Below are 19883 nucleotides of genomic sequence, written 5' to 3' on the forward strand. Positions count from 1 at the left end.
CGCCCACCGATCAGTCCATCCAGCTGCCCGGGCTCTTGGTGGTGAACTGTCGGATACGGGCAGGTGACGCGCATTCCGGAGCCATCTGTTCGGGACCCAGTAGCATCCAGCGTTCCCGATGAGCAATACCAAGCTCCGTTGCACCGTCAAACGTAAAGCACGAGAGTTTCAGGTTGTCTGCCGCAATCAGGTGCCGGTTCTCACCTTCGCTCATCCAGCGCCAGGCGTTGCGTTCTTCTTGTTGCCGACCGGTAAAGAAGCTGAAGTGCACGAAGTCGAGCTTCGAAAACAACAGGAACTGCTCCCTGAAATCCAGCATGCCCAACTGGGCATCATTCGGTAAAACCTGCTCTGCGGCCGCAAGGATATTCCGGGGCGTGCGCAGTGGTTCAAGGATTCGGTATCCCCAGGTCGATAGCAGAATCCAGGTCAGCATCATCGCGACAAACAGTCGGCCGAGGGCGCGGGAACGCCAGAAGGCCAGAAGGCTCACCAGCCAGACCAACCCCATAGTGAACACCAGTGAGCCCGCTTCGTGCAGGCGGGCGGGGTCTGTGCTGTAGTCGCTGACTTTTTCGACCAGCTTGGGGTGGTCGTTCCAGGCCATAACGCCCACTGAAATCAACGCGACGGCGAGCAGCAAGTGAATGCCTGTCAGCAAGGGGGGGAACCAGTTGGCAGGCCGTTGGTTGGCCACCAGTGGCGCAAGGGTAAGCGCCAGCATGGGCAGGGCGGGTAGCAGGTAAACGCCGCGCTTGCCCGGGCTTAGGCTGAAAAACAGGATGACCAGGGCAATCCAGGCCAGCAGGACCGGAATCACCGGGCGGTATCTGAATGATTCGGTCAGGGGTCGGAAGAACGCCAGCAGTAACAGGGGCAGTGGGAACCACAGCGACGGGATGACACTGGTCAGATAGTAATACCAAGGCTGGAGGTGGCCCCAGGAATTGGCATAGCGCTCTCCGGTTTGCTTGAACAGGATGTTGTTCTGGTAGGCGATGGCTTCGTCGGTTCCGACCGATTGCACATACAGCACCATAGGAATCAGCCAGGCTGCAACGACAGCCAGCATGACCAGAGGCCCCAAGGCACAGCGCCAGGTCAGGCTGCCCTCAAACAGCGAGCTGTCACGGGCCTTCATGGCCAGCAGCGGAATGAAGAGGAAGACCGGTAGAAATCCGACGCCCTTGGTAATAATGCCCAGCCCCATGAAGCCCCAGGCGGTGAAATACCAGCCCCAGGATCGCTGGATGAAAAAGTGCCGTAGCAGGCCATAGCAGGCGACGGCAATCCAGCATGCCACCATGGCATCGATCTGGGCTTTCTGGGCTTGTAACACAAACTGCGGCGCCAGCATCAACAGCATGGCGGCCACCGCGCCGGTACGCTGGTTCCAGAGCCGGGATCCGATATCAAACGTCAGCCCGAGGGTAACCAGACTGCACAGCGCATTGGGCAGCAGGAAGGCGATTTTCAGGTTGCCGGTGAGCCAGTAGAAAAAGGCAATGCTCCACATGAAGACCGGGGGCTTGTCGGGATAGAACTCACCCCCTCGCATGGGAATCAGCCACTGACCGGAGGCAACCATTTCCCGGGCGACTTCCGCAAATCGAGGTTCGTCCGCCGGCCAGGGGGAGCGCAGACCGATTCCGGTAAAAATTATGACGGCCGCGAAGGCCAGAAGCAGAAGCAAGAGCCGGTTTCGAGACAAATTAAAGAGTGTTTCCGGCAGGTGACGAACAAAGGGCGTTGCGGGCATGAGGTGTCTCAGGGGGTATCGGAAACGGAGTTCGCCAGGGATCTGGCGCGATGATTACGGTAGAGGATGCCGCCAAGCAGTGAGGCCACCACAAACAGGGCCGCACTCAACAGGACCTGGTACTGGTCGGCGCTGCCAATGCCCGCGCCGGCCAGGGAAAACACCAGCATTTGCGGGATATAGCCAATAAAACTTCCCGCCAGGAACGGACTGAACCGGATACCGGAACATCCGGAGATCAGGTTGGTGATCAGGTTACTCCCGACCGGAAGCAGGCGAACCATCAGAATTTTCAGGAAGGTTTGCTCGCGGAACAGGTTATCGAACTGGCACATCCGGCGCTCGAACCTGTTTGCGAGATTGGTTCTCAGAAGAACTCGGGCCGCATAGAAGCTCCCGGCCGCACCCAGTGCGGTTGCAATCGACGACAGCAAAGTACCATTCACCGCGCCGAGGGAAAATCCCAGCACAAACGCCAGTAGTTGGCGGGGGGCACCGACGCCGGTGAATACGGCACCGGCGGTTGTGATCAGCACCAACCCGAACAGGCCATGGCTGTGAAGGTAGCTCGACACCAGTTTTTCATCGGACATGAAATCCAGCCAGTCGAAGTGGATGACCAGATAGGCGGCCAGCACCAGCAGACCGAACAGCAGCCAACGCAACAGCTTGCCCATATTACGGACTTCCCGCCGTATTGCCCTGTGGGCCGGTGTTTGTGACCGCCGTGATAACGGGCACGCGGGTCCGATGCAGGATCCACATCACGCCGAACAGGTCGAGAATACCGGCCCAGGCCCGGTTCCAGGCGGTGTATTTGGAAACCCCGCCTTCCCGCTGGCGATGATTAACCTCTACCACGGCTACCTCGCCTCCGATCCCTTTGACCAGGGCTGGAATGAAGCGGTGACCGTGGTTAAACCAGGGCAGTTTCAGAAAGGTGTCCCGGGGAAAGAGCTTGAGCCCACAGCCGGTATCAGGGACCCCATCGTGCAGTAAGGCATCACGAACCCGGTTGGCCAGTCGGGACTGGAAACGTTTCCAGGCGGTGTCTTTTCGGTTTTTTCGGTAGCCAGCGATGCAGAAATCGGTCGCTTGCATGGCATTCGCTTTGTGCAGCAATGCCGGAATGTCGGCGGGGTCGTTCTGGCCGTCGCCATCCATGGTTGCGATGAATCGGCCACGGGCATTTTTTATACCGCTGGCAAGTGCTGTGCTCTGACCATAGTTCCGCTGGTGCTGGATTGTGACCAGACGTCCGCCCAGCGACTGCGCCGTACGTTGGGCGGTTTCCACGGTCTGGTCTGTGCTGCCGTCATCCACGAGAACAACTTCAAAGCCGCGGTAATCCCGCATGACCCGGAAGATTTCGGTCAGCAGGGACGAAATGTTGTCCTGTTCGTCCTTGGCTGGAATAACAAGCGATACGGTCTTCTCCTGGCTCATGGATGCCTACTTGTGACGGGTGGCCAAACAGAGGGGCAGAGTGGAAGCCCATCTTTCCGGAGCGCAGTATCGTCCTGTTACCTTAAATTAACCTTAAGTTTGCCGGAAACGTTTTCGGGGCCGAGCCGGCAGCCAGATGTTGACGCAGAGGCCATGTTGTTGGTCTGGCCGGTCGCTAAGTGTCAGGTGACCGTCGTGGAGTTCGGCAATCCGGCGAGCGATGGCCAGCCCGAGACCTGCCCCACCGCCCTGGCGCTGATCCAGGCGAACAAACCGGCTAAGTGCGCGTTCTCGCTCTTCCGGAGGAATGCCGGGACCCTGGTCGCACACGCTGATGTGGTAACCATCCGATGAGGGCTCCAGATGGGTGGTGACAACGGTTTTCTCGGGGCTGTACTGGATGGCATTAGCCAGGAGTGTGCGCATCAGGGTATTAATCAATGCGACGTTGCAGGACACCAGCGCTTCTTTGGCCTCGTCTTCCAGTACCGGTTCAATGTCTTTTTTCAAAGCCAGAGGAACCACGTCGGCAATGCTTTGTTCCAGGATTGCCGAAAGATTGTGATATTCCGGAGAAAAATCGGTGCCGGCATCAACCCGGCTCAGCAGCAGCATCTGCTCAACAAGATGCACCATCCGGTCCACCGACTGGATAAGATCCCGGTACTGTTCGGGATTGTCCTCACACGCCTTCTCCAGATTGAGTCTGAGCGCCGCCAGAGGTGTGCGCAGTTCGTGCGCAGCGTCTGCCGAGAACCGACGCTCGCGCTCTAGCGCTTGATCGAGCCTGCGCAAGAGCCCGTTCACCGCCTGGACCATGCCAACGACTTCCTTCGGGGCCAGGCTCTCGTCCAGCGGGTGAATGTTCTCGGGCGCCATGTTTCGGACCGGCTTTTCAAGTTTTCTGAGTGGTTGAAAACCAAACTGAATGGACAGGGCCATGGCGATGGCTAGCAGGGGCAACACCACCAGGAAGGGAAGCACATTGCCCATCGCGATCTCCTGGCTCAATTCGTCCCGGACATCTTCCCGTTGCGCGGTCCTTATCCAGTACCCGGTGGCCTGGTCTTTCAGTGTAAACGTACGCCATTGGAAACCGGCGACTTCCTGCCAGGCAAAGCCGGGCTCGACACTGTGAGTATCATTGGCCTTGAGCGTGTCCAACACGGGGATCTTGTCCGGGGTCCAGACTTCAAAGGCAATTTTGCGTTCATATCGGTGGCCGGCACCTCCGGGCAAAATCTCTTCGCCTTCCTCTTCTTCGGTGCCGTAGATGTCGTCGGGCAGTTCCAGAGTCTTGGCCAGGACCTGGGAAAGCTGATCTTCCGACTGGGTACTGGCAAGGTGTTCAACGAGGCCTTGAACAATACGTGTGCTTTGCGCCAACTCGGCATCGAACAATTCTTCCAGCTGGTTGTCGCTGACAAAGAACCCCCAGCCGGCCGCTATCAGGGTAATAAAGAGAACCGTGCTGGTGGTCAGGATGGTGAGTTTGCGAGTCAGGCTCATTCTGCGCCCTCGTTCGCTGCTGCTTCACTGTCGAGCAGGTATCCCACGCCCCGAACGGTGCGAATGGTCTGTTTGCCGACCCGTCGGCGGAGATGGTGCACATGGACCTCAAGAGCGTTACTCTCAGCGCCATGCTCCCAGCCGTAAAGCTGCTCTTCGAGGCGTCGCCGGGTGGCGACCTGATCAGGATGCCGCATCAGGTATTGCAGGATCTGGAACTCACTGCGGGGAAGGATCGCGGATTCGTTACCCACATCAAGCTGACCGGTATCCGGGTTCAGTGTCAGACGACCGATTTTCAGGCCTTCGGTCACAGCACCAGCGCTTCCACGCCGGGTGACCGCCCGAATCCGGGCCTTCAGTTCGGCCATGGCAAAGGGTTTGGTGAGGTAGTCATCCGCACCATAGTCGAGGCCCTGAAGCTTCTCGTCCAGTTCACCGCGTGCCGTCAGAATGATGACCGGGGTGTCGATGCCCTGTTTGCGGACAGCCTTCACCACTTCCAGGCCGTCCAGCCTGGGCAGGGTGAGGTCGAGTATCGCGAGATCGAACGTTTCGTTTAACAGGGCGTTCAGTGCCTGCTGACCATCATCCAGCCAATCCACTGTGTTCTGTCCATCCCGGAGCATGTCCAGCATGGTTTTGGCGAGGGGGTGATCGTCTTCTATCAGCAGTATTCTCATCGGGCTCCAGCCTGAAAATAATGAATCGACGGTTTTGATCAAATCGGGGCGCCTGGCTTTCCACCCGTCGCAGGGTCGATTTATCGCCCTTTCCTACCGCAATATACATTGGCTTGGACGCTGGTGCCTGCGCAAGCCAGTGGGAAAGTTCCTTCTGGCTGACGGTTTGTACCTGTCCGTGACTGTAAAAGCGGGCGGAAAATGGTGCTTCATCAACATAGACCAGGTTTTTCGTGGAAGCGTCTGGTAATTGTTCGATTCTCTGAACCACCTGCCGCTCACTCTTTACCGCGTCCGGGTTGAGCATGAGCCAGCCACTGGCAAGCATCGCGACAAGCGGGGTCAGGGCAACGGCGGCGGTTTTCCGTAGGGGCAATCCAGAACCGGCTTTCACAGGTACTAGCCTTGCAGCCAGTATCGCAATGAATGGCAGCCCCGGTAACACGTAGGTCCAGAGAATATTGCCGGCCAGGGTGAAAAACATGGCGGGGCTGAGTGCGGAAGCGATGATCAGGAAGCGAATGCCATTGTCCCCGGATTGCGCCTTCAAACTGGCTGCCCCTGACGTTCTGTAGCGATTAGCCACTGCCACCAGAGCGATGATGCCCCAGGGAAAACTCGCTAACACCAGGTACCACCAGATCGTACCGCGGGGGAATTCGTGGGCGTTGCCATAGAGGTCGCCTTGCCAACTGCTGACAAGAAAACGCTTGAAGTGCTCGCCGACAATGAAATAGTCGAGAAAGCCCGGCGTTTTCATCTCGGCCAGCCCATACCAGGGAAGCGCCAACGCCAGCGTCAGCAAAACACCGCGAATCCACGGCAGGGTCGTAAACAATGGGCGCCACTGACCTTTGAATGTGACCCAGAGAAAGACCGGCAGACCCGTCAGCACCAGAACCAGAGGGCCCTTTGCCAGCAGGCCAATAGCGAGCCCCACAAAGAACAGCCAACCCCAGACTGCAGGACCATCCTGTAGGCGGATGATAAGACCGGACAACGTCAGCGTGGTGCCGAGCAGTAGAAAGGAGTCGGTCATGACCGTCCCGGCGCTGACGAAGCCGAGTGCCGTGGTCGCGTAGATCACTGCCGCCCATAACCCGCTCGCTCTGGCCTGATCGTCCCGGGGGCTGAGGTTGAGGTAGCGCCCCAGGGTGTAGATGAGATAGACGGTGGCGGCGTTTGCCAGCCAGGATGGAAACCGTGCAGCGAATTCGGAAACGCCAAACACCTTGAAGGATAGGGCCTGGGCCCAGAATGACAGCGGCGGTTTGCCCCAGAAAGGCACGCCATAGTCGAACCAGGGGGTAATCCAGTCACCGGTTTCGGCCATGATGCGGGCGATTTCTGCATACCGTGGCTCGGTGGTATCGGCCAGGGGCAGCATGGCGGTAAGACCAAGACGGACTGCGAGGACGGCCAGTAATAGCCAGAGCAGCGTATTAATGGTTCTGGTCATTGCCGGCCACTCGCAGTTGGGGAACAAAATGTCGGGATGACTGATCGCTGTCCTCGGCAACAATAAACACTGGCCGTTGCTTGGTTTCCATATAAATGCGGCCAACGTATTCGCCCAGCAGGCCGACACACAGCAGCTGCACACCGGAGAGGAACGTGATCATGGCGATCATCGAGGCATAACCGGGTGTGGAGATACCAAACACCAGCGTGCGAATGACTTCCCAGGTGCCGAACAGTCCTCCCAGGGTCGCTGCCATCAAGCCCAGGACCAGCGCGATACGAAGCGGACGGGTCGAAAAGGACGTGATGCCCTCCATCGCCAGGTGCATCAGTTTCAGGTAGTTCCACTTGGTCTGGCCAGCGAGGCGGGGATCCCGGTCGAACTCGAGCGTCACGGTCTTCATGCCAACCCAGGCAAACATACCTTTGAGGTAGCGGTTGCGTTCCGGCAACCTGTTGAGGGCATCAACGGTGCGCCGGCTCATCAGGCGGAAATCGCCGGTATCCACCGGGATAGGCGCATCGCTGATCCGGTTGATGATTCGGTAGAACAGGCTGGCCGTTGCCCGTTTGAGCCAGCTCTCGCCAGCCCGGGAGCGGCGCTTCATCAATACGACATCGGCCCCTTTGTGCCACTCCCTGACCATATCGGGAATCAGCTCTGGCGGGTCCTGCAGGTCGGCATCAAGAAGGATGATCGCATCGCCTCGGGCGTGCTTCAGGCCGGCACTGACAGCAGCCTCCTTGCCAAAATTCCGGGACAGTTGCAGTACCCGGATGCCCGGGGTGCTCCTCCTGGCCTTCAGCAAAAGCGCCACGCTGTTATCGTGGCTGCCGTCATCGACAAACAGCAGCTCGACGTCGCCGCCGATTTGCCGGCACACCTTGTTCAGGCGCGCCAGCAGCGGGGGGATGACTTCGGCTTCGTTGTGAACCGGAATCACGAGGCTAAGCATTGGGGGGCTCGATATCGTTGCCTGACTCTTCATGGAATACAAACCTGTCTGCGAGAAGGTAGTTGACCAGCGCGACGGTGCCGGTGGTGGTCACCTGGCTGGCGACCGTATGGGTGCCCAGCATCTGGAGTAGTGAAAAGAGCGATAGATTCAGCCCCCAGGCCAACAGTGATGTGCTCACATACCGGGGAAAGGCCACGCGGTGCTGAAGGCTGGACTGAAACGCGAATTGGTGTTGCAGCCGGTAATTCACCAGCAGGCCGATGAAGGCTCCAACCGCCGTTGCAGCCTCTGCAACGAGGCCAGCCTGGATCAGCATATACATGGACAACCAATGGGCCGTGGTGGCGATACCGCCGGCCATCAGGAATCGTTGTGCTTTTTTCAACAGTCTCACCGGCTTTCCGATCCACTCTGCGTTGTGTGGTTAGCAATCTACGCAGTCATTCTTAAGCGAGCCTTAATAGCGAGGGTGGGGAATTCTTAACGTTGATTTAAGGATTTTGCGGGTTTGGCTTAAGCCCTGATTAAGCCTCCATCGATAGTCTGACAGGTATTGAGAAAGGGTTGCCGACCTGGCGCCCTGCTGGTCCCGGATTGGGCGAATGCCCCGGAGAGTGCTTATGTCAGACCCGTTGTTGATGCCGGTTAGCTGTACGCCTGATGAGGCGGATGTCCGGCAGGTTGTCCGTTGTGCGGGCCGTTGGTTGTCGGAAGTCAGGCCTGAGTCTGACGTAGCCAGCCGTGTAGCTGATTTTATTCGTCGCCGATTCCGGCTGGCCTACGGCGCCGAGCCGGTGTTACGGATTCCTCGCCTGCTGGCACTGACGACGGCTCAGGGAGCCTTGCTGGCAGCTGTCGGTGTACGTAATGCCGCGAATGAACAGCTGTTCCTGGAGGACTATCTTGACTTCCCGGTTGAAGGATACCTGCCGGAACCCGGTGTCAGCCGTGGCCACATTGTCGAGATTGCCCACCTGGCGGGTGTGGAGGCTGGTGTTAGCCGCTACTTGTTCGCCGGGCTTGCAGTGTGGCTGCAGAACGCGGGGTGCCAGTGGGTGGTGTGTACTGGAACGGATCAGCTTCGTAACAGTTTTCGACGGGTGGGTATCGATACCCATGTCATTGATTTTGCGGATCCGAAACGTCTGAGCGACGGCGGCGCCGGCTGGGGCAGTTACTACGATAACCATCCGGTTGTCATGGCTATGAACGTTGATGAAAGCGTTCGCGCCCTTGGTGCGTCCGGGCTGCTTCGAACGACCCGTTATCTGGGCGAGGTGGAAAGCGGCGAATCCCATGCGGCAGGAGGTGCTTATGGCTTCTCTGCCTGAATTGCTGCAACAACAGGCGAAACGCTTTCCCGGGCGTACGGCTCTGCGTTTTGAGTCGCAGACGTTGAGCTACGGAGAACTGCTTGAGGCTGCAACGGCGGTGTCTGAAAGACTCAGGAAACTAGGCGCTGCGCGTGTGGGGCTGACCGGGGACAACAGCGCAGCCTGGGTTATCGCCGATATTGCCTGCCTGATGGCTGGCGTGGTTTGCGTGCCTGTGCCTGGTTTCTTTTCGAAAGGCCAGATTGAACATCTCGTGGCTCGCGCCGGGCTGGATAGCCTTATTTTTGGTCATGGTGAGTCTGATGGCGAATCCCTCGGATTCGGCCTTTCCCTGGAGACCTTGCCGGTGACTGCGGAACCCTCGCGGATGCCGGAAGGCACTGCAAAAATCACCTTTACCTCCGGCAGCACCGGCACGCCCAAAGGCGTGTGTTTATCGGCTGCTCAGATGACGGCCACGAGCCTCTCTCTCAAGGAACGGCTTGCGCGGGTCAGTCTGAGGCATCACCTGTGCATTCTGCCGCTGGCAACGCTGCTCGAGAATATTGCCGGAGTCTACCTGCCGCTATTGATGGGTGCCATGGTGGAACTGGCTCCGCTGGAAACACTGGGCATGACCGGCAGCAGTGGCCTTGATGCGCCACAACTGATTGCCAGCCTGAACCGGATTCAGCCGGAGTCGCTGATTCTGGTGCCAGAGTTGGCCGCACTGCTGGTGCATGCGGCTGAGCAGGGGCAACTGAAAACAGACGGTTTTCGTTTCCTCGCGGTGGGCGGAGGCAAGGTATCTCCGGACCTTCTTGACCGCGGACGGAGCTGCGGATTGCCTCTGTACGAGGGGTATGGCCTATCCGAGTGTGGATCGGTCGTGGCGTTAAACGTTCCCGGTGATGAAAAGCCCGGAAGTGTTGGCCGGCCACTGAATCACGTTCAGGTCGAGGTTGGCCCGGAGCGCGAGATTCTGGTTCGGGGCAACACTCACCTTGGGTATCTGGGCGATGAACCGAACGATACCGGCCCGGTTCACACCGGCGATCTGGGCTTTCTGACGGAGGACGGCTTTCTCAGTGTCGATGGCCGGTCCAAGAACCTGTTGATCACCAGCTTCGGTCGGAATATCAGCCCTGAATGGCTCGAAAGTGAGCTGGTTCAGGCCATTGGTGCCCGCCAGGCGGTTGTCTTTGGTGATGGCGATCCCAGGCCCAGTGCCCTGATTGTGGCTCAGGATAACCGTTCGCCCGAGGACCTGTCCCGGGCGCTGACGGAATTGAATCAGCGTTTGCCCGATTACGCACAACTGATGGCGGTCTATGTTCGCCGCCAGCTTCTCAATCAGGCGGAAGGCCACCTGACCGCCAACGGTCGACCGGTCCGAGGACAGATACAGGCTGACTTGCCGGCACTGCTGACAAAGGCGTTCCCCATTTACCCGAACACCACCACATTAAACCCGCCAGGAGGATCTGACATGGCATTTTTCGACAGACTGCAACAGGAAACCGCTGAGGCCCGGAGCCATGTTCTGGGCGCTCCGGTCATTACCGCCATCCAGGAGCAACGTTTCGGCCTGGAAGGGTATACCTGGTTCCTGACCCAGGCCTACCACCACGTCAAACATACGGTACCACTGATGATGTCCTGTGGCGGTCGCCTTCCGGAGCGACTGGAATTTGTCCGCAAAGCGCTTGTGGAATACATCGAGGAAGAATACGGACATCATGAATGGATCCTGAACGACCTGGACGCCTGCGGCGAAGACAAGGAAGCCATTCGTCATGGTCGGCCAGATACCTCCATCGAGCTGATGGTGTCCTACCTCTATGACCAGATCGATCGGGGTAATCCGATCGCTTTCTTCGGTATGGTTCAGGTTCTCGAGGGCACGTCCATTGAACTGGCTACGCCACTTGGTGAGCAGATCCAGAAGCAGTTGGGGCTTCCAAACCAGGCCTTCAGCTACCTGTATTCCCATGGAGCGCTGGATCAGGAGCATTTCGAGTTCTTCCGCAACCTGATGGATTCCATTACCGACCCGGACGACCAGAGCGCCATCATTGAATCAGCAAACATGGTCTATCGGTTGTACGGGGACATGTTGCACAACATTCCGCTGGAAAATCAGCAGGGGGAACATCGCCATGAGGCTGCATGATCGGGAGTTTCTGTTATTGGGTGGCACCGGGGGTATCGGCCAGGCGCTGATCGAACCTCTGGTCCAGGCCGGTGCTCGGGTGATTGTGGCGTCCCGTCATCCTGATCGCATCCAGCATGGTGCCGGTGTGTCGGCGGTACGACTCGATCTGGCAGCCGAAGATCTTGATCTACAGCTGCAGATGCTCAGTGAGGCCTATCCGGACATTGATGGGGTGATTCACTGCGCCGGTCAAAACCACTTTGCGGGTATAGACCATCTGTCAGTTGCCGCTATTGATAGCCAGCTCTTGGTAAACCTGCGCTCGGCGATGCTGGTCGCCCGCCACTTTGCGCCGCGATTCGAGCGCAAGGGACTCGGGGCGCTGGTGTTTGTCGGCTCGACGTTCGGCAGCATCGGGTTCCCGGGTTACACCGCCTACTGTGCCAGCAAGTTCGGCTTGCGGGGCTTTTCCGAAGCCTTGCGCCGGGAGCTGGCCGATACTCCTGTGCAGGTTGTCTATGTGGCACCGAGGGCAACGGCGACGGCGATGAACCCTGAGGCCGTCAACGAACTCAATCAAGCCCTGGGGAACCGAATGGATGCCCCGTCGGCCGTGGCAAGCCAGATTCTGTATGCCATGGAAAACGATGCGCGTCGTCGTTTCCTTGGCTGGCCCGAGAAGCTGTTTGTGGTTCTCAATGGCATTGTGCCACGGCTCGTCGACAAAGCCATGCTCAAGCAACTGCCTGTTGTCCGGCGTTTCCTCAACAGGGAGGTGATGTCATGAAATGGTTGATGCTACCGGCTGTTTTTCTGGTCAGTCTGAACCTCTGGGCGGCGGATCTGGACACTGATCTGCTCGATATCCAGACGCGCTGGGCGAAAATCCAGTACCAGACCCCGGAAGACAAACGTGAAAAAGCGTTCGAGAAGCTCAGCGCTGAAACAGAAGCCTTCGTATCGCAGTACCCCGGGCGGGCGGAGCCATTGATCTGGCAGGGAATTGTGCTCAGTACCTATGCCGGAGCAAAAGGCGGTTTGGGGGCGCTGGGGCTGGTCAAGCAGGCCCGGAAGTCGCTGGAAAAAGCCGTTGAGATTGATCCGAACGCTCTCGATGGTTCCGCACTGACGTCTCTTGGCAGCCTCTACTATCAGGTGCCAGGTTGGCCATTGAGCTTCGGCGATGATGACAAGGCCAAGAAGTATCTCCAGCGGGCCCTCACCCTGAACCCGGAGGGCATTGATGCTAATTTCTTCTTTGGTGATTACCTGCTGGAGCAGGGTGAGAATGACCGGGCCAAGGTCTATCTGAGTAAGGTGCTGGAGGTCCCTGGCCGGCCGGGGCGGGCCTTGGCGGACGAAGGTCGCCGCCGGGAGGCGAAGCAGCGGCTGGAAAATCTTTAAACCGAGGGCGCGTTCGCTGGGTCCGGAGCCTTGCACTACACTTCAGGTGTGGAAGGCTCCGGCCTTTGATCTGAATCAGTGGTGCATATGGCCTTGAGTAACGACGGTCCGGCAGACGCGGCCCCGCCCCAAGACTTCTTCCGGAAACTGTCAGATGCAGTACCCGGAATTTTCTACACCTACTGGCTTTCCGCAGATGCCAGTAAGCACTGTTTTCCTTATGTCAGCGAACAGGTGAAGGCGCTATTCGGCCTTGCCCCGGCGAATCTGTCCGCGGATGGAAATGCGCTGTTTGCGCTCATCCACCCCGAGGATTACCCGATATTGGGCGAGAGTATCGCGGAATCGGTCCAGAGTCTTGAGCCGTGGCGATGCCGGGCGAGGCTCCAGGTCGTTGACGGTTCCTACATCTGGTTTGAGGGATTTTCGCAGCCGGAGCGTCAAGCTGACGGCAGTACCCTCTGGTACGGACAGTTTCATAACATCCAGCAGTACAAAGAGCTGGAACAGGAGCTCCGGGACAGCGAGGCAGAGTACTCATTCCAGGCTCGGTTTCAGAGCCTCGTTGCCCGCCTTTCAAAAGAGTTCATTCATGCCGGGGGCAAGACCATTGACGACTGTATTGATCAGTTCCTGTCCGAGGTTGGGGAATTTTTCGGAGCCGATCGAGTGTACCTCTATGCGCTGGATGATGATTTTGAGTCCATGACGAAGACCCACCGCTGGTGTCGACCGGGTATTCCGTCCCTGATTGCCCCGAATCAGACCATTGCGCTCGACAATCGATTGCCGTGGCATCAACAGATTCTTCAGATGATTGAAGGCAACAGGGTTGTCTTTACAGGGCATGATGTTGAGAGGCTAAGCAGTGATGGGGAGGACTCGACGACGCTGGCGACCGTTTTCAGTGTGCCGATTTCGGTTCAGGGGCGGGTCGTCGGGTTTATGGGGATGGACTTTTATGCAAGTGACAGCTGGCGGGACGACCTGAACGATTTGCTCGTCATTCTCGCGGGCCTGCTTTCGGGAGTGCTGGAAAGGCATCTGTTGGAAGAACGGTTAGTCCGGCAGTCGCTCAAGGATCCGTTGACGGGGCTGTATAACCGTCGGTACCTCATGCCGCGTCTGGAGGAGATGATGCAGCGGGTGGGTCGCTACAACGAAGATTTCAGTGTGGCGATCATCGATATCGATCACTTTAAAAGAATCAACGACCGCCTTGGCCATATGGCGGGCGATGCGGTGTTATGCCGTTTCTCGGAGATCGTCAGGAAGGAGTCACGAGCGACGGATATTGTCGCCAGGTTTGGCGGTGAGGAGTTTGTCGTGGTATTTCCGGACCAGGGAATGGCGGAAACGGCATTGGCGATCGATCGGATTTTACAGGCAGTTTGCAATGGCGGTTTCGCGTTTCAGGGGCTTGAGATTGCCGTGACGGCCAGCGCAGGTATCGCCTCAGCCAGCGAGGATGTGCTGAACAAAGACACAGTGGATGAGCTGTTGTCTCTGGCCGACGAGAGGCTGTACAAGGCAAAGTCTTCTGGTCGCAACCGGTTTATGGATTCATCAGGCCAATCACCTATATAAGAAAAGAGCATTTCACCTCATATTACCTTTTAATATATCCTTAGAATCAATAAATAGATTGATTGCCTCAGAGGTGAAGCCATGAGTAACCCGATCGTTCAGCAATTTTTTGATGAACCGACCAATACCTTCAGTTATGTGGTGCGGGATCCCGAGAGTCAGAGTTGTGCCATTCTCGATTCTGTTCTGGATTTCGACTACGCCGCTGGCCGCACTGACGTGCGTTCAGCCGACCAGATCATTGAGTACGTGCGTAGCAATGATCTGACGGTTGAGTGGATACTTGAGACTCATGTACACGCTGATCACCTGTCCGCGGCACCTTACCTTCACGAGATGCTGGGCGGTAAAACCGGCATCGGCGCCCATATCTGCGATGTCCAGGAAATCTTCGGCAAGGCATTCAATGCCGGCACCGAGTTTGAGCGTGATGGTAGTCAGTTTGATCGGCTGTTCCGTGAGGAAGATACCTTCAACATTGGTGGCCTAGAGGGTCGAGTCCTCCATACACCGGGCCATACCCCCGCCTGCCTGACCTATGTTGTCGGAGATGCGGCGTTTGTCGGTGACACCCTGTTCATGCCCGACTATGGCACCGCCCGCTGTGACTTCCCCGGTGGTGATGCGCGGACCCTGTTCCAGTCGATCCAGAAGGTATTGGCGTTACCTCCGGAAACCCGGATTTTCCTCTGTCACGATTACAAGGCGCCAGGCCGTGACGAATACGCCTTCATGACCACCGTGGCTGAGCAGCGCGCCTCTAATGTGCACGTTCACGAAGGCGTCAGTGAAGAGGATTTCGTGAAAATGCGCACCGAGAGGGACGCGACCCTGGATATGCCGCGACTGATCCTGCCATCGGTTCAGGTCAACATGCGGGCAGGGCATATGCCGCCGGCCGAGGATAACGGCCAGGTTTATCTGAAAGTTCCGATTAACCTGTTCTGAGTGACTGATGAACCTCAAACGTTATTTTCCGATCCTCGACTGGTTACCGGATTACGGCCGCCACCAGGCCACCAGTGATCTGGTGGCGGCGGTCATCGTGACCGTCATGCTGATTCCCCAGTCGCTGGCATACGCACTGCTGGCCGGCCTGCCGGCCGAGGTAGGGTTGTACGCCAGTATCCTGCCTCTGATCGTGTATGCCATTTTCGGTACCAGCCGGACGCTGTCGGTGGGCCCGGTGGCCGTCGCCTCCCTGATGACAGCCGCAGCCCTGGCGCCACTGGCCGCGGTGGGAACCCCCGAATATGTGGCGGGTGCCGTTCTGCTCGCGGTGATGTCGGGCCTGATGCTGACGGTAATGGGCATACTTCGCCTCGGCTTTCTGGCCAACTTCCTCAGCCACCCGGTGATTTCGGGGTTTATTACCGCATCCGGCCTGGTGATTGCCGCCAGCCAGCTCAAGCATATCTTTGGGATCGAGGCGTCCGGCCATAACCTGATTGAAATCCTGGAGTCGGTGTATTCCGGTCTTGGTGATACCAACCTGGCGACGCTTGGTATTGGTGTTGGGGCATTGCTGTTACTGATATTCGCTCGAAAACGCCTGAAACCGTTGCTGACCGCGATGGGCCTGACGCCCCGGATGGCGGATATCCTGACCAAGACCGCACCGATTCTGGCGGTGCTGATCACCACCCTGGTGGCCTGGTCATTGCAGCTGGATCAACAGGGCGTCAAATTGGTGGGGGATGTACCGTCCGGCCTGCCTGCGCTGACCCTGCCGACCCTTGATATGGGGCTTTGGCAGCAACTTGCGGTCAGTGCCCTGCTGATCAGCGTGGTTGGGTTTGTCGAATCCGTCTCTGTTGGACAGACGCTGGCAGCCAAACGCCGGCAGCGTATTGATCCTGACCAGGAACTGATCGGATTGGGAACGGCCAATATGAGTGCCGGATTTTCCGGTGGCATGCCGGTGACCGGTGGTTTCTCCCGCTCGGTGGTGAACTTTGATGCGGGTGCGGAAACGCCGGCCGCTGGCGCCTTCACCGCGGTGGGAATTGCCCTGGCGACTCTGTTCCTGACACCGGCGATTGCGTTTCTGCCCAAGGCCACGCTGGCCGCAACTATTATTGTGGCGGTATCCACCCTGATTGACCTCCCGGCGCTGGCTCGCACCTGGCGGTATTCGAGAACCGATTTCGGCGCCATGCTGGCAACCATCGTCCTGACGCTGGCGCACAGTGTCGAGGCCGGCATTATTGCCGGGGTGGCCCTCTCCATTGGCCTGTTCCTCTATCGGACCAGTCGCCCCCACAGTGCGGTTGTGGGACTGGTACCCGGCACCGAGCATTTTCGCAATGTCTTACGCCATGACGTGGAACTGTGCCCGAAAATCACCTTCCTGCGGGTGGACGAAAGCCTCTACTTCGCCAACGCCCGCTTCCTGGAGGAAACCGTGATGGACCTGGTGACCCGGGAGCCGGAGCTCAAGGAGCTGGTGCTGGTCTGCCCGGCGGTTAACCTCATTGATGCCTCGGCGCTGGAGAGCCTGGAGGCCATTAATGATCGGCTTCGGGATGCCGGCGTGAATCTGCACCTGTCGGAAGTCAAAGGGCCCGTCATGGACCGCCTGAAGGGCTCGGATCTGTTAAGGCATCTCACGGGGCGGGTCTTCCTGAGCAGCTATGAGGCTTGGCAGGCGCTGACGGATAAGACCTCTCCCCTGAAAGAAACCGCCTGATTCCAGCGCACCCCTTGCCCTTCGGGTAGGGTGGGCCGGTATCATGATAATCGCGTCTTATTCGATTCAGTGGTAAAGCCCCATGGGTATGACCGAGAACCTGCTTTCCATCAGCCAATGGTGGATCACCTGTGCCCTGTTTGTGGTGGTTCTATTCCTTGCCGTGCGCAGTGTCGACTGGCAACACCTGCGCGACGATAACCCTCTGCAGCATTCGTTCTTCGGGGCCGCGGTTGCTCTGGGCTTCATCTGGCAGATGCGTGCCGGTATTTCGCCCGGTCTGGCTATCCATATTTTCGGTATGACGGCGATCACTCTGATGCTGGGGTGGGCTCTGGCGGTACTGGCCGGCCTGATGGCGCTGGTGATTACGGTGATCACCGGCCGGGAGCCACTCCTGATGTTTGCGGCCAACGGGCTGGTGGCGGTGATGGTGCCGGCTCTGGTGAGCCACGGCATTATGCTGTGGGAACGGCGGCGGAATTTCCGGAACTTTTTCGCCTACATCTTCTTTTGTGGGTTTTTCGGGGCAGGCATTGCCGTTGCAGCCGCTGGCGCCGTGATGTGCCTGATGCTGTGGACCAGCGGGGTGTATGAATTCCCAGAGCTGATCCACGAGTATATCCGTTACTTGCCGCTGTTCATGCTGCCGGAGGGGTTTGTGAATGGCGCATTTATTACCGGCCTGATGGTGTTTCATCCGGACCGGCTGACCACGCTGGACCAGAAGCGCTACCGCTGAGCGCTGGAATCAGGCCTCGGGAAACAGTGTGTCGGATTGCCCCGGCTCTGATCCGGGCTTGTATTTCTGATCCCAGTCGTTTGCCCAGGCCAATACTTCACCCGCGGGCAGCGGGCGGGCGATACCAAAGCCCTGTATCTGGTCGCATCCCATGCTCCGGAGGGCTCTGGCATGATCGGGGGTTTCCACGCCCTCGGCGAGCACCGGCCGTGAGAAGCGCTGAGCCAGGAAGATCACGCTTTCCACAATGGCACGGTCGTTGGCATTCGTCAGCATGTTCAGGACAAAGCTCTGATCGATCTTGATCATGTCCACTGGCAGGGTTCTCAGATAGGTCAGGGAGGAAAACCCCGTGCCAAAATCATCCAGTCCCACCTGAAGCCCCATTTCCCGGCAGCGGCTGAGCACATTGCTGGCATGTTTGGTGTCTTCAAGGGCTGTGGATTCCAACACTTCCAGTGTGACCAGGCCTGGGTCCAGTCCGGGGTGGCTGTGCAGGTAGCTTTCCAGGTAGTCGGCAAAGCTGCGGTCCATCAGGTGTTGGGCGCTGATGTTGATGCTGACCCCAAACCTGTGGCCGGCTTCCCGCCAGATGTTCATCTGGTGAATGGCTTCCTTAAGCACCCACTGGCCCAATGGAACTTCCAGATAACTGTTCTCAAGGGTTGGAAGGAACTGACCGGGAGCCAACAGACCGTGCTCCGGATGCTGCCAGCGGATCAGGGCTTCGAATCCCATCAGGCGATTGTCCGAGAGCCGAATCTGGGGTTGGAAGTAGAGGCAGAACTCGTCGTTTTCGAGGGCCCGGGCGATTTCTGTCAACTGCTCGCGCCGTTGTTTGCGGAACTCGTTCAGGTCCGGGTCAAACAAGTGGTACTGGTTGCGCCCCTTTTCCTTGGCGGAATACATGGCCTGGTCTGCATGCCGGATCAGCCCCTCTGCGTCGCCCTGGTCCTCGGGATAGCGGGTGATACCGAGACTGGCGGTGAGGGAAATGGTCTGGTCCTGAGCCGACAGAGGTTCCGCTACGGTGGCGAGTATGCGCTGGTAAACACTCTCATGGCCACCGCTTTTGAGCAACAGAACAAACTCATCGCCGCCAACACGCGCCACGGTATCGCCACTGCGGAGCGTATGCGTCAGTCGCTCAGCGGTGGTTTTCAGGATCCGGTCGCCCTCGGCTTTGCCGAATCGCTCGTTCAGTGATTTGAATCCATCCAGATCCAGGTAGCAGATGGATAATGTCCGTTTCTGCCTGTCTGCGTAAGCCTTCGCCGATTGCAGCCGCTCTTCGAGAAGCTGCCGGTTGGGCAAGCCGGTCAGTTCATCGTAATTGGCAGCGCGGTCGAGCTCCTTGGCGTGGTTTTTCAAAGTGGTTATGTCCGAGAATGCCGCCACATGGTAGTACTGCCCGGGCTCTTCGAGATGGACCCGGCTGATGGACAACAACTCGATGTATTCCTCGCCGTTCTTCCTGCGGTTCCAGATTTCGCCTCGCCAGTGGTCGGTTGTTTCGATGGTGTGCCACATGGACTGGTAGTACTCACGGGAATGACGACCGGAGCTCAGGATGCTCGGTAACAGTCCGAGAACCTCTTCCCGACCGTAACCGGTAATCCGTGAAAAGGCAGGATTGACGTCGAGAATACGGTTATTACGGTCGGTGATGATGATCGCTTCGTGGCTACGGTCGAAGACACTGGCGGCAATACGGAGGTTGCGTTCGCCGTTCTTGCGGTCAGAGATGTTGTTGAGGATGGCCACGAAACCGGCGCGGGCTCCCTCCTGAACGGGTTCAATGGGCTTGCAGAGGCAATGCACCCAGAACGGCTGCCCGCTGCGGGTGTAATTCAGGATGTCGGCGCTGGTGCTTTCCCCCCGAAACAGGGCCCGGCGAAACTTCTTGATGGTGTCGGGATCCGTATCCGGGCCGTAGAGGACATCACGGGGGGCTTTGCCTCGGATGTTATCGATATGATAACCGGTTTGTTCCTCGAAGCTGGGGTTGACCCATTCAATCATGCCCGCCTCGTCCAGGATGACGACGAGGTTCCTGGTGGCAAAAGCGACACTGGCGAGACGCCCGACAAGCTCATCAGAAAGGTTGGATGTCGGATCGTGAGGGCTTCGCATGGAAATGATTCTTAGGCGATGGATTTCGGGTCAGATGTCTCCG

General features: G+C 58.1%; 17 protein-coding genes. 8 read left to right on the top strand and 9 right to left on the bottom strand.

What is annotated here, in order from left to right; translation table 11 throughout:
* Nucleotides 1-10 precede the first annotated feature (10 nt).
* The 8 genes from D777_RS15130 to D777_RS15165 form a co-directional block, all read right to left on the bottom strand.
* Complete coding sequence (locus tag D777_RS15130) at nucleotides 11-1759, bottom strand: ArnT family glycosyltransferase (RefSeq protein WP_036133917.1); 1749 nt, start codon at nucleotides 1757-1759, stop codon at nucleotides 11-13.
* An 8-nt stretch (nucleotides 1760-1767) separates the two neighbouring features.
* Entirely contained in the window at nucleotides 1768-2436 is a 669-nt protein-coding gene (locus D777_RS15135) for a TVP38/TMEM64 family protein (protein ID WP_036133918.1), read from the bottom strand.
* Nucleotide 2437: 1 nt separating this feature from the next.
* Nucleotides 2438-3205, bottom strand: coding sequence for a glycosyltransferase family 2 protein (locus tag D777_RS15140; RefSeq protein WP_036133919.1), 768 nt, complete (start codon nucleotides 3203-3205; stop codon nucleotides 2438-2440).
* Between the two features lie 93 nt (nucleotides 3206-3298).
* Nucleotides 3299-4714: an ATP-binding protein gene (locus D777_RS15145; RefSeq protein WP_036133920.1), complete on the bottom strand. Its 1416-nt coding sequence runs from the start codon at nucleotides 4712-4714 to the stop codon at nucleotides 3299-3301.
* Nucleotides 4711-5397, bottom strand: coding sequence for a response regulator transcription factor (locus tag D777_RS15150; protein WP_036133922.1), 687 nt, complete (start codon nucleotides 5395-5397; stop codon nucleotides 4711-4713). The genes D777_RS15145 and D777_RS15150 overlap by 4 nt, the downstream gene beginning before the upstream one ends.
* On the bottom strand, nucleotides 5303-6856 hold the full coding sequence (locus tag D777_RS15155; protein ID WP_051669133.1) for an ArnT family glycosyltransferase: 1554 nt from the start codon (nucleotides 6854-6856) through the stop codon (nucleotides 5303-5305). Before D777_RS15155 ends, D777_RS15150 begins: the two co-directional genes overlap by 95 nt.
* Nucleotides 6840-7814 carry a glycosyltransferase family 2 protein gene (locus D777_RS15160; protein ID WP_264673452.1) on the bottom strand — a complete coding sequence of 325 codons (975 nt, stop codon included), beginning with the start codon at nucleotides 7812-7814 and terminating at the stop codon, nucleotides 6840-6842. Before D777_RS15160 ends, D777_RS15155 begins: the two co-directional genes overlap by 17 nt.
* A complete protein-coding gene (locus D777_RS15165) occupies nucleotides 7807-8211 on the bottom strand; it encodes a GtrA family protein (protein WP_036133926.1) in 405 nt (134 codons plus the stop codon). The genes D777_RS15160 and D777_RS15165 overlap by 8 nt, the downstream gene beginning before the upstream one ends.
* Before the next feature lie 226 nt (nucleotides 8212-8437).
* Between D777_RS15165 and D777_RS15170 the strand changes: the two genes are divergently transcribed.
* The 8 genes from D777_RS15170 to D777_RS15205 all read left to right on the top strand — a co-directional run bounded on the left by D777_RS15170 (nucleotide 8438) and on the right by D777_RS15205 (nucleotide 17707).
* Complete coding sequence (locus D777_RS15170) at nucleotides 8438-9148, top strand: thermostable hemolysin (RefSeq protein WP_201443389.1); 711 nt, start codon at nucleotides 8438-8440, stop codon at nucleotides 9146-9148.
* Nucleotides 9132-11303 carry an AMP-binding protein gene (locus D777_RS15175; protein ID WP_036133928.1) on the top strand — a complete coding sequence of 724 codons (2172 nt, stop codon included), beginning with the start codon at nucleotides 9132-9134 and terminating at the stop codon, nucleotides 11301-11303. The genes D777_RS15170 and D777_RS15175 overlap by 17 nt, the downstream gene beginning before the upstream one ends.
* Nucleotides 11290-12072, top strand: coding sequence for an SDR family oxidoreductase (locus D777_RS15180; RefSeq protein ID WP_036133930.1), 783 nt, complete (start codon nucleotides 11290-11292; stop codon nucleotides 12070-12072). Before D777_RS15175 ends, D777_RS15180 begins: the two co-directional genes overlap by 14 nt.
* The gene (locus D777_RS15185; protein WP_036133932.1) at nucleotides 12069-12689 is read left to right on the top strand and encodes a tetratricopeptide repeat protein; all 621 of its coding nucleotides are present in this window, start codon (nucleotides 12069-12071) and stop codon (nucleotides 12687-12689) included. Before D777_RS15180 ends, D777_RS15185 begins: the two co-directional genes overlap by 4 nt.
* A gap of 87 nt (nucleotides 12690-12776) precedes the next feature.
* The gene (locus D777_RS15190; RefSeq protein ID WP_036133933.1) at nucleotides 12777-14276 is read left to right on the top strand and encodes a sensor domain-containing diguanylate cyclase; all 1500 of its coding nucleotides are present in this window, start codon (nucleotides 12777-12779) and stop codon (nucleotides 14274-14276) included.
* An 81-nt stretch (nucleotides 14277-14357) separates the two neighbouring features.
* Nucleotides 14358-15224, top strand: a complete 867-nt coding sequence (locus tag D777_RS15195) for an MBL fold metallo-hydrolase (protein WP_036133935.1) — start codon at nucleotides 14358-14360, stop codon at nucleotides 15222-15224.
* Between the two features lie 7 nt (nucleotides 15225-15231).
* Nucleotides 15232-16965, top strand: coding sequence for a SulP family inorganic anion transporter (locus tag D777_RS15200; protein ID WP_036133937.1), 1734 nt, complete (start codon nucleotides 15232-15234; stop codon nucleotides 16963-16965).
* 82 nt (nucleotides 16966-17047) lie between these two features.
* Nucleotides 17048-17707, top strand: a complete 660-nt coding sequence (locus D777_RS15205) for an energy-coupling factor ABC transporter permease (protein ID WP_036133939.1) — start codon at nucleotides 17048-17050, stop codon at nucleotides 17705-17707.
* Nucleotides 17708-17716: 9 nt separating this feature from the next.
* Here the strand turns inward: D777_RS15205 and D777_RS15210 are convergent, their stop codons facing one another.
* Nucleotides 17717-19840: a GGDEF and EAL domain-containing protein gene (locus D777_RS15210; protein WP_051669134.1), complete on the bottom strand. Its 2124-nt coding sequence runs from the start codon at nucleotides 19838-19840 to the stop codon at nucleotides 17717-17719.
* Nucleotides 19841-19883: the final 43 nt, after the last annotated feature.

The organism is Marinobacter nitratireducens, assembly GCF_000708045.1.
Taxonomy (GTDB): Bacteria; Pseudomonadota; Gammaproteobacteria; order Pseudomonadales; family Oleiphilaceae; genus Marinobacter; species Marinobacter nitratireducens.

Coding starts and splice junctions, on each gene's coding strand:
- D777_RS15190 (WP_036133933.1), top strand. CDS start 12,777: ATGGCCTTGAGTAACGACGGTCCGGCAGACGCGGCCCCGCCCCAAGAC.
- D777_RS15145 (WP_036133920.1), bottom strand. CDS start 4,714: ATGAGCCTGACTCGCAAACTCACCATCCTGACCACCAGCACGGTTCTC.
- D777_RS15155 (WP_051669133.1), bottom strand. CDS start 6,856: ATGACCAGAACCATTAATACGCTGCTCTGGCTATTACTGGCCGTCCTC.
- D777_RS15135 (WP_036133918.1), bottom strand. CDS start 2,436: ATGGGCAAGCTGTTGCGTTGGCTGCTGTTCGGTCTGCTGGTGCTGGCC.
- D777_RS15170 (WP_201443389.1), top strand. CDS start 8,438: ATGTCAGACCCGTTGTTGATGCCGGTTAGCTGTACGCCTGATGAGGCG.
- D777_RS15175 (WP_036133928.1), top strand. CDS start 9,132: ATGGCTTCTCTGCCTGAATTGCTGCAACAACAGGCGAAACGCTTTCCC.
- D777_RS15160 (WP_264673452.1), bottom strand. CDS start 7,814: ATGCTTAGCCTCGTGATTCCGGTTCACAACGAAGCCGAAGTCATCCCC.
- D777_RS15150 (WP_036133922.1), bottom strand. CDS start 5,397: ATGAGAATACTGCTGATAGAAGACGATCACCCCCTCGCCAAAACCATG.
- D777_RS15205 (WP_036133939.1), top strand. CDS start 17,048: ATGGGTATGACCGAGAACCTGCTTTCCATCAGCCAATGGTGGATCACC.
- D777_RS15210 (WP_051669134.1), bottom strand. CDS start 19,840: ATGCGAAGCCCTCACGATCCGACATCCAACCTTTCTGATGAGCTTGTC.
- D777_RS15185 (WP_036133932.1), top strand. CDS start 12,069: ATGAAATGGTTGATGCTACCGGCTGTTTTTCTGGTCAGTCTGAACCTC.
- D777_RS15200 (WP_036133937.1), top strand. CDS start 15,232: ATGAACCTCAAACGTTATTTTCCGATCCTCGACTGGTTACCGGATTAC.
- D777_RS15130 (WP_036133917.1), bottom strand. CDS start 1,759: ATGCCCGCAACGCCCTTTGTTCGTCACCTGCCGGAAACACTCTTTAAT.
- D777_RS15180 (WP_036133930.1), top strand. CDS start 11,290: ATGAGGCTGCATGATCGGGAGTTTCTGTTATTGGGTGGCACCGGGGGT.
- D777_RS15195 (WP_036133935.1), top strand. CDS start 14,358: ATGAGTAACCCGATCGTTCAGCAATTTTTTGATGAACCGACCAATACC.
- D777_RS15140 (WP_036133919.1), bottom strand. CDS start 3,205: ATGAGCCAGGAGAAGACCGTATCGCTTGTTATTCCAGCCAAGGACGAA.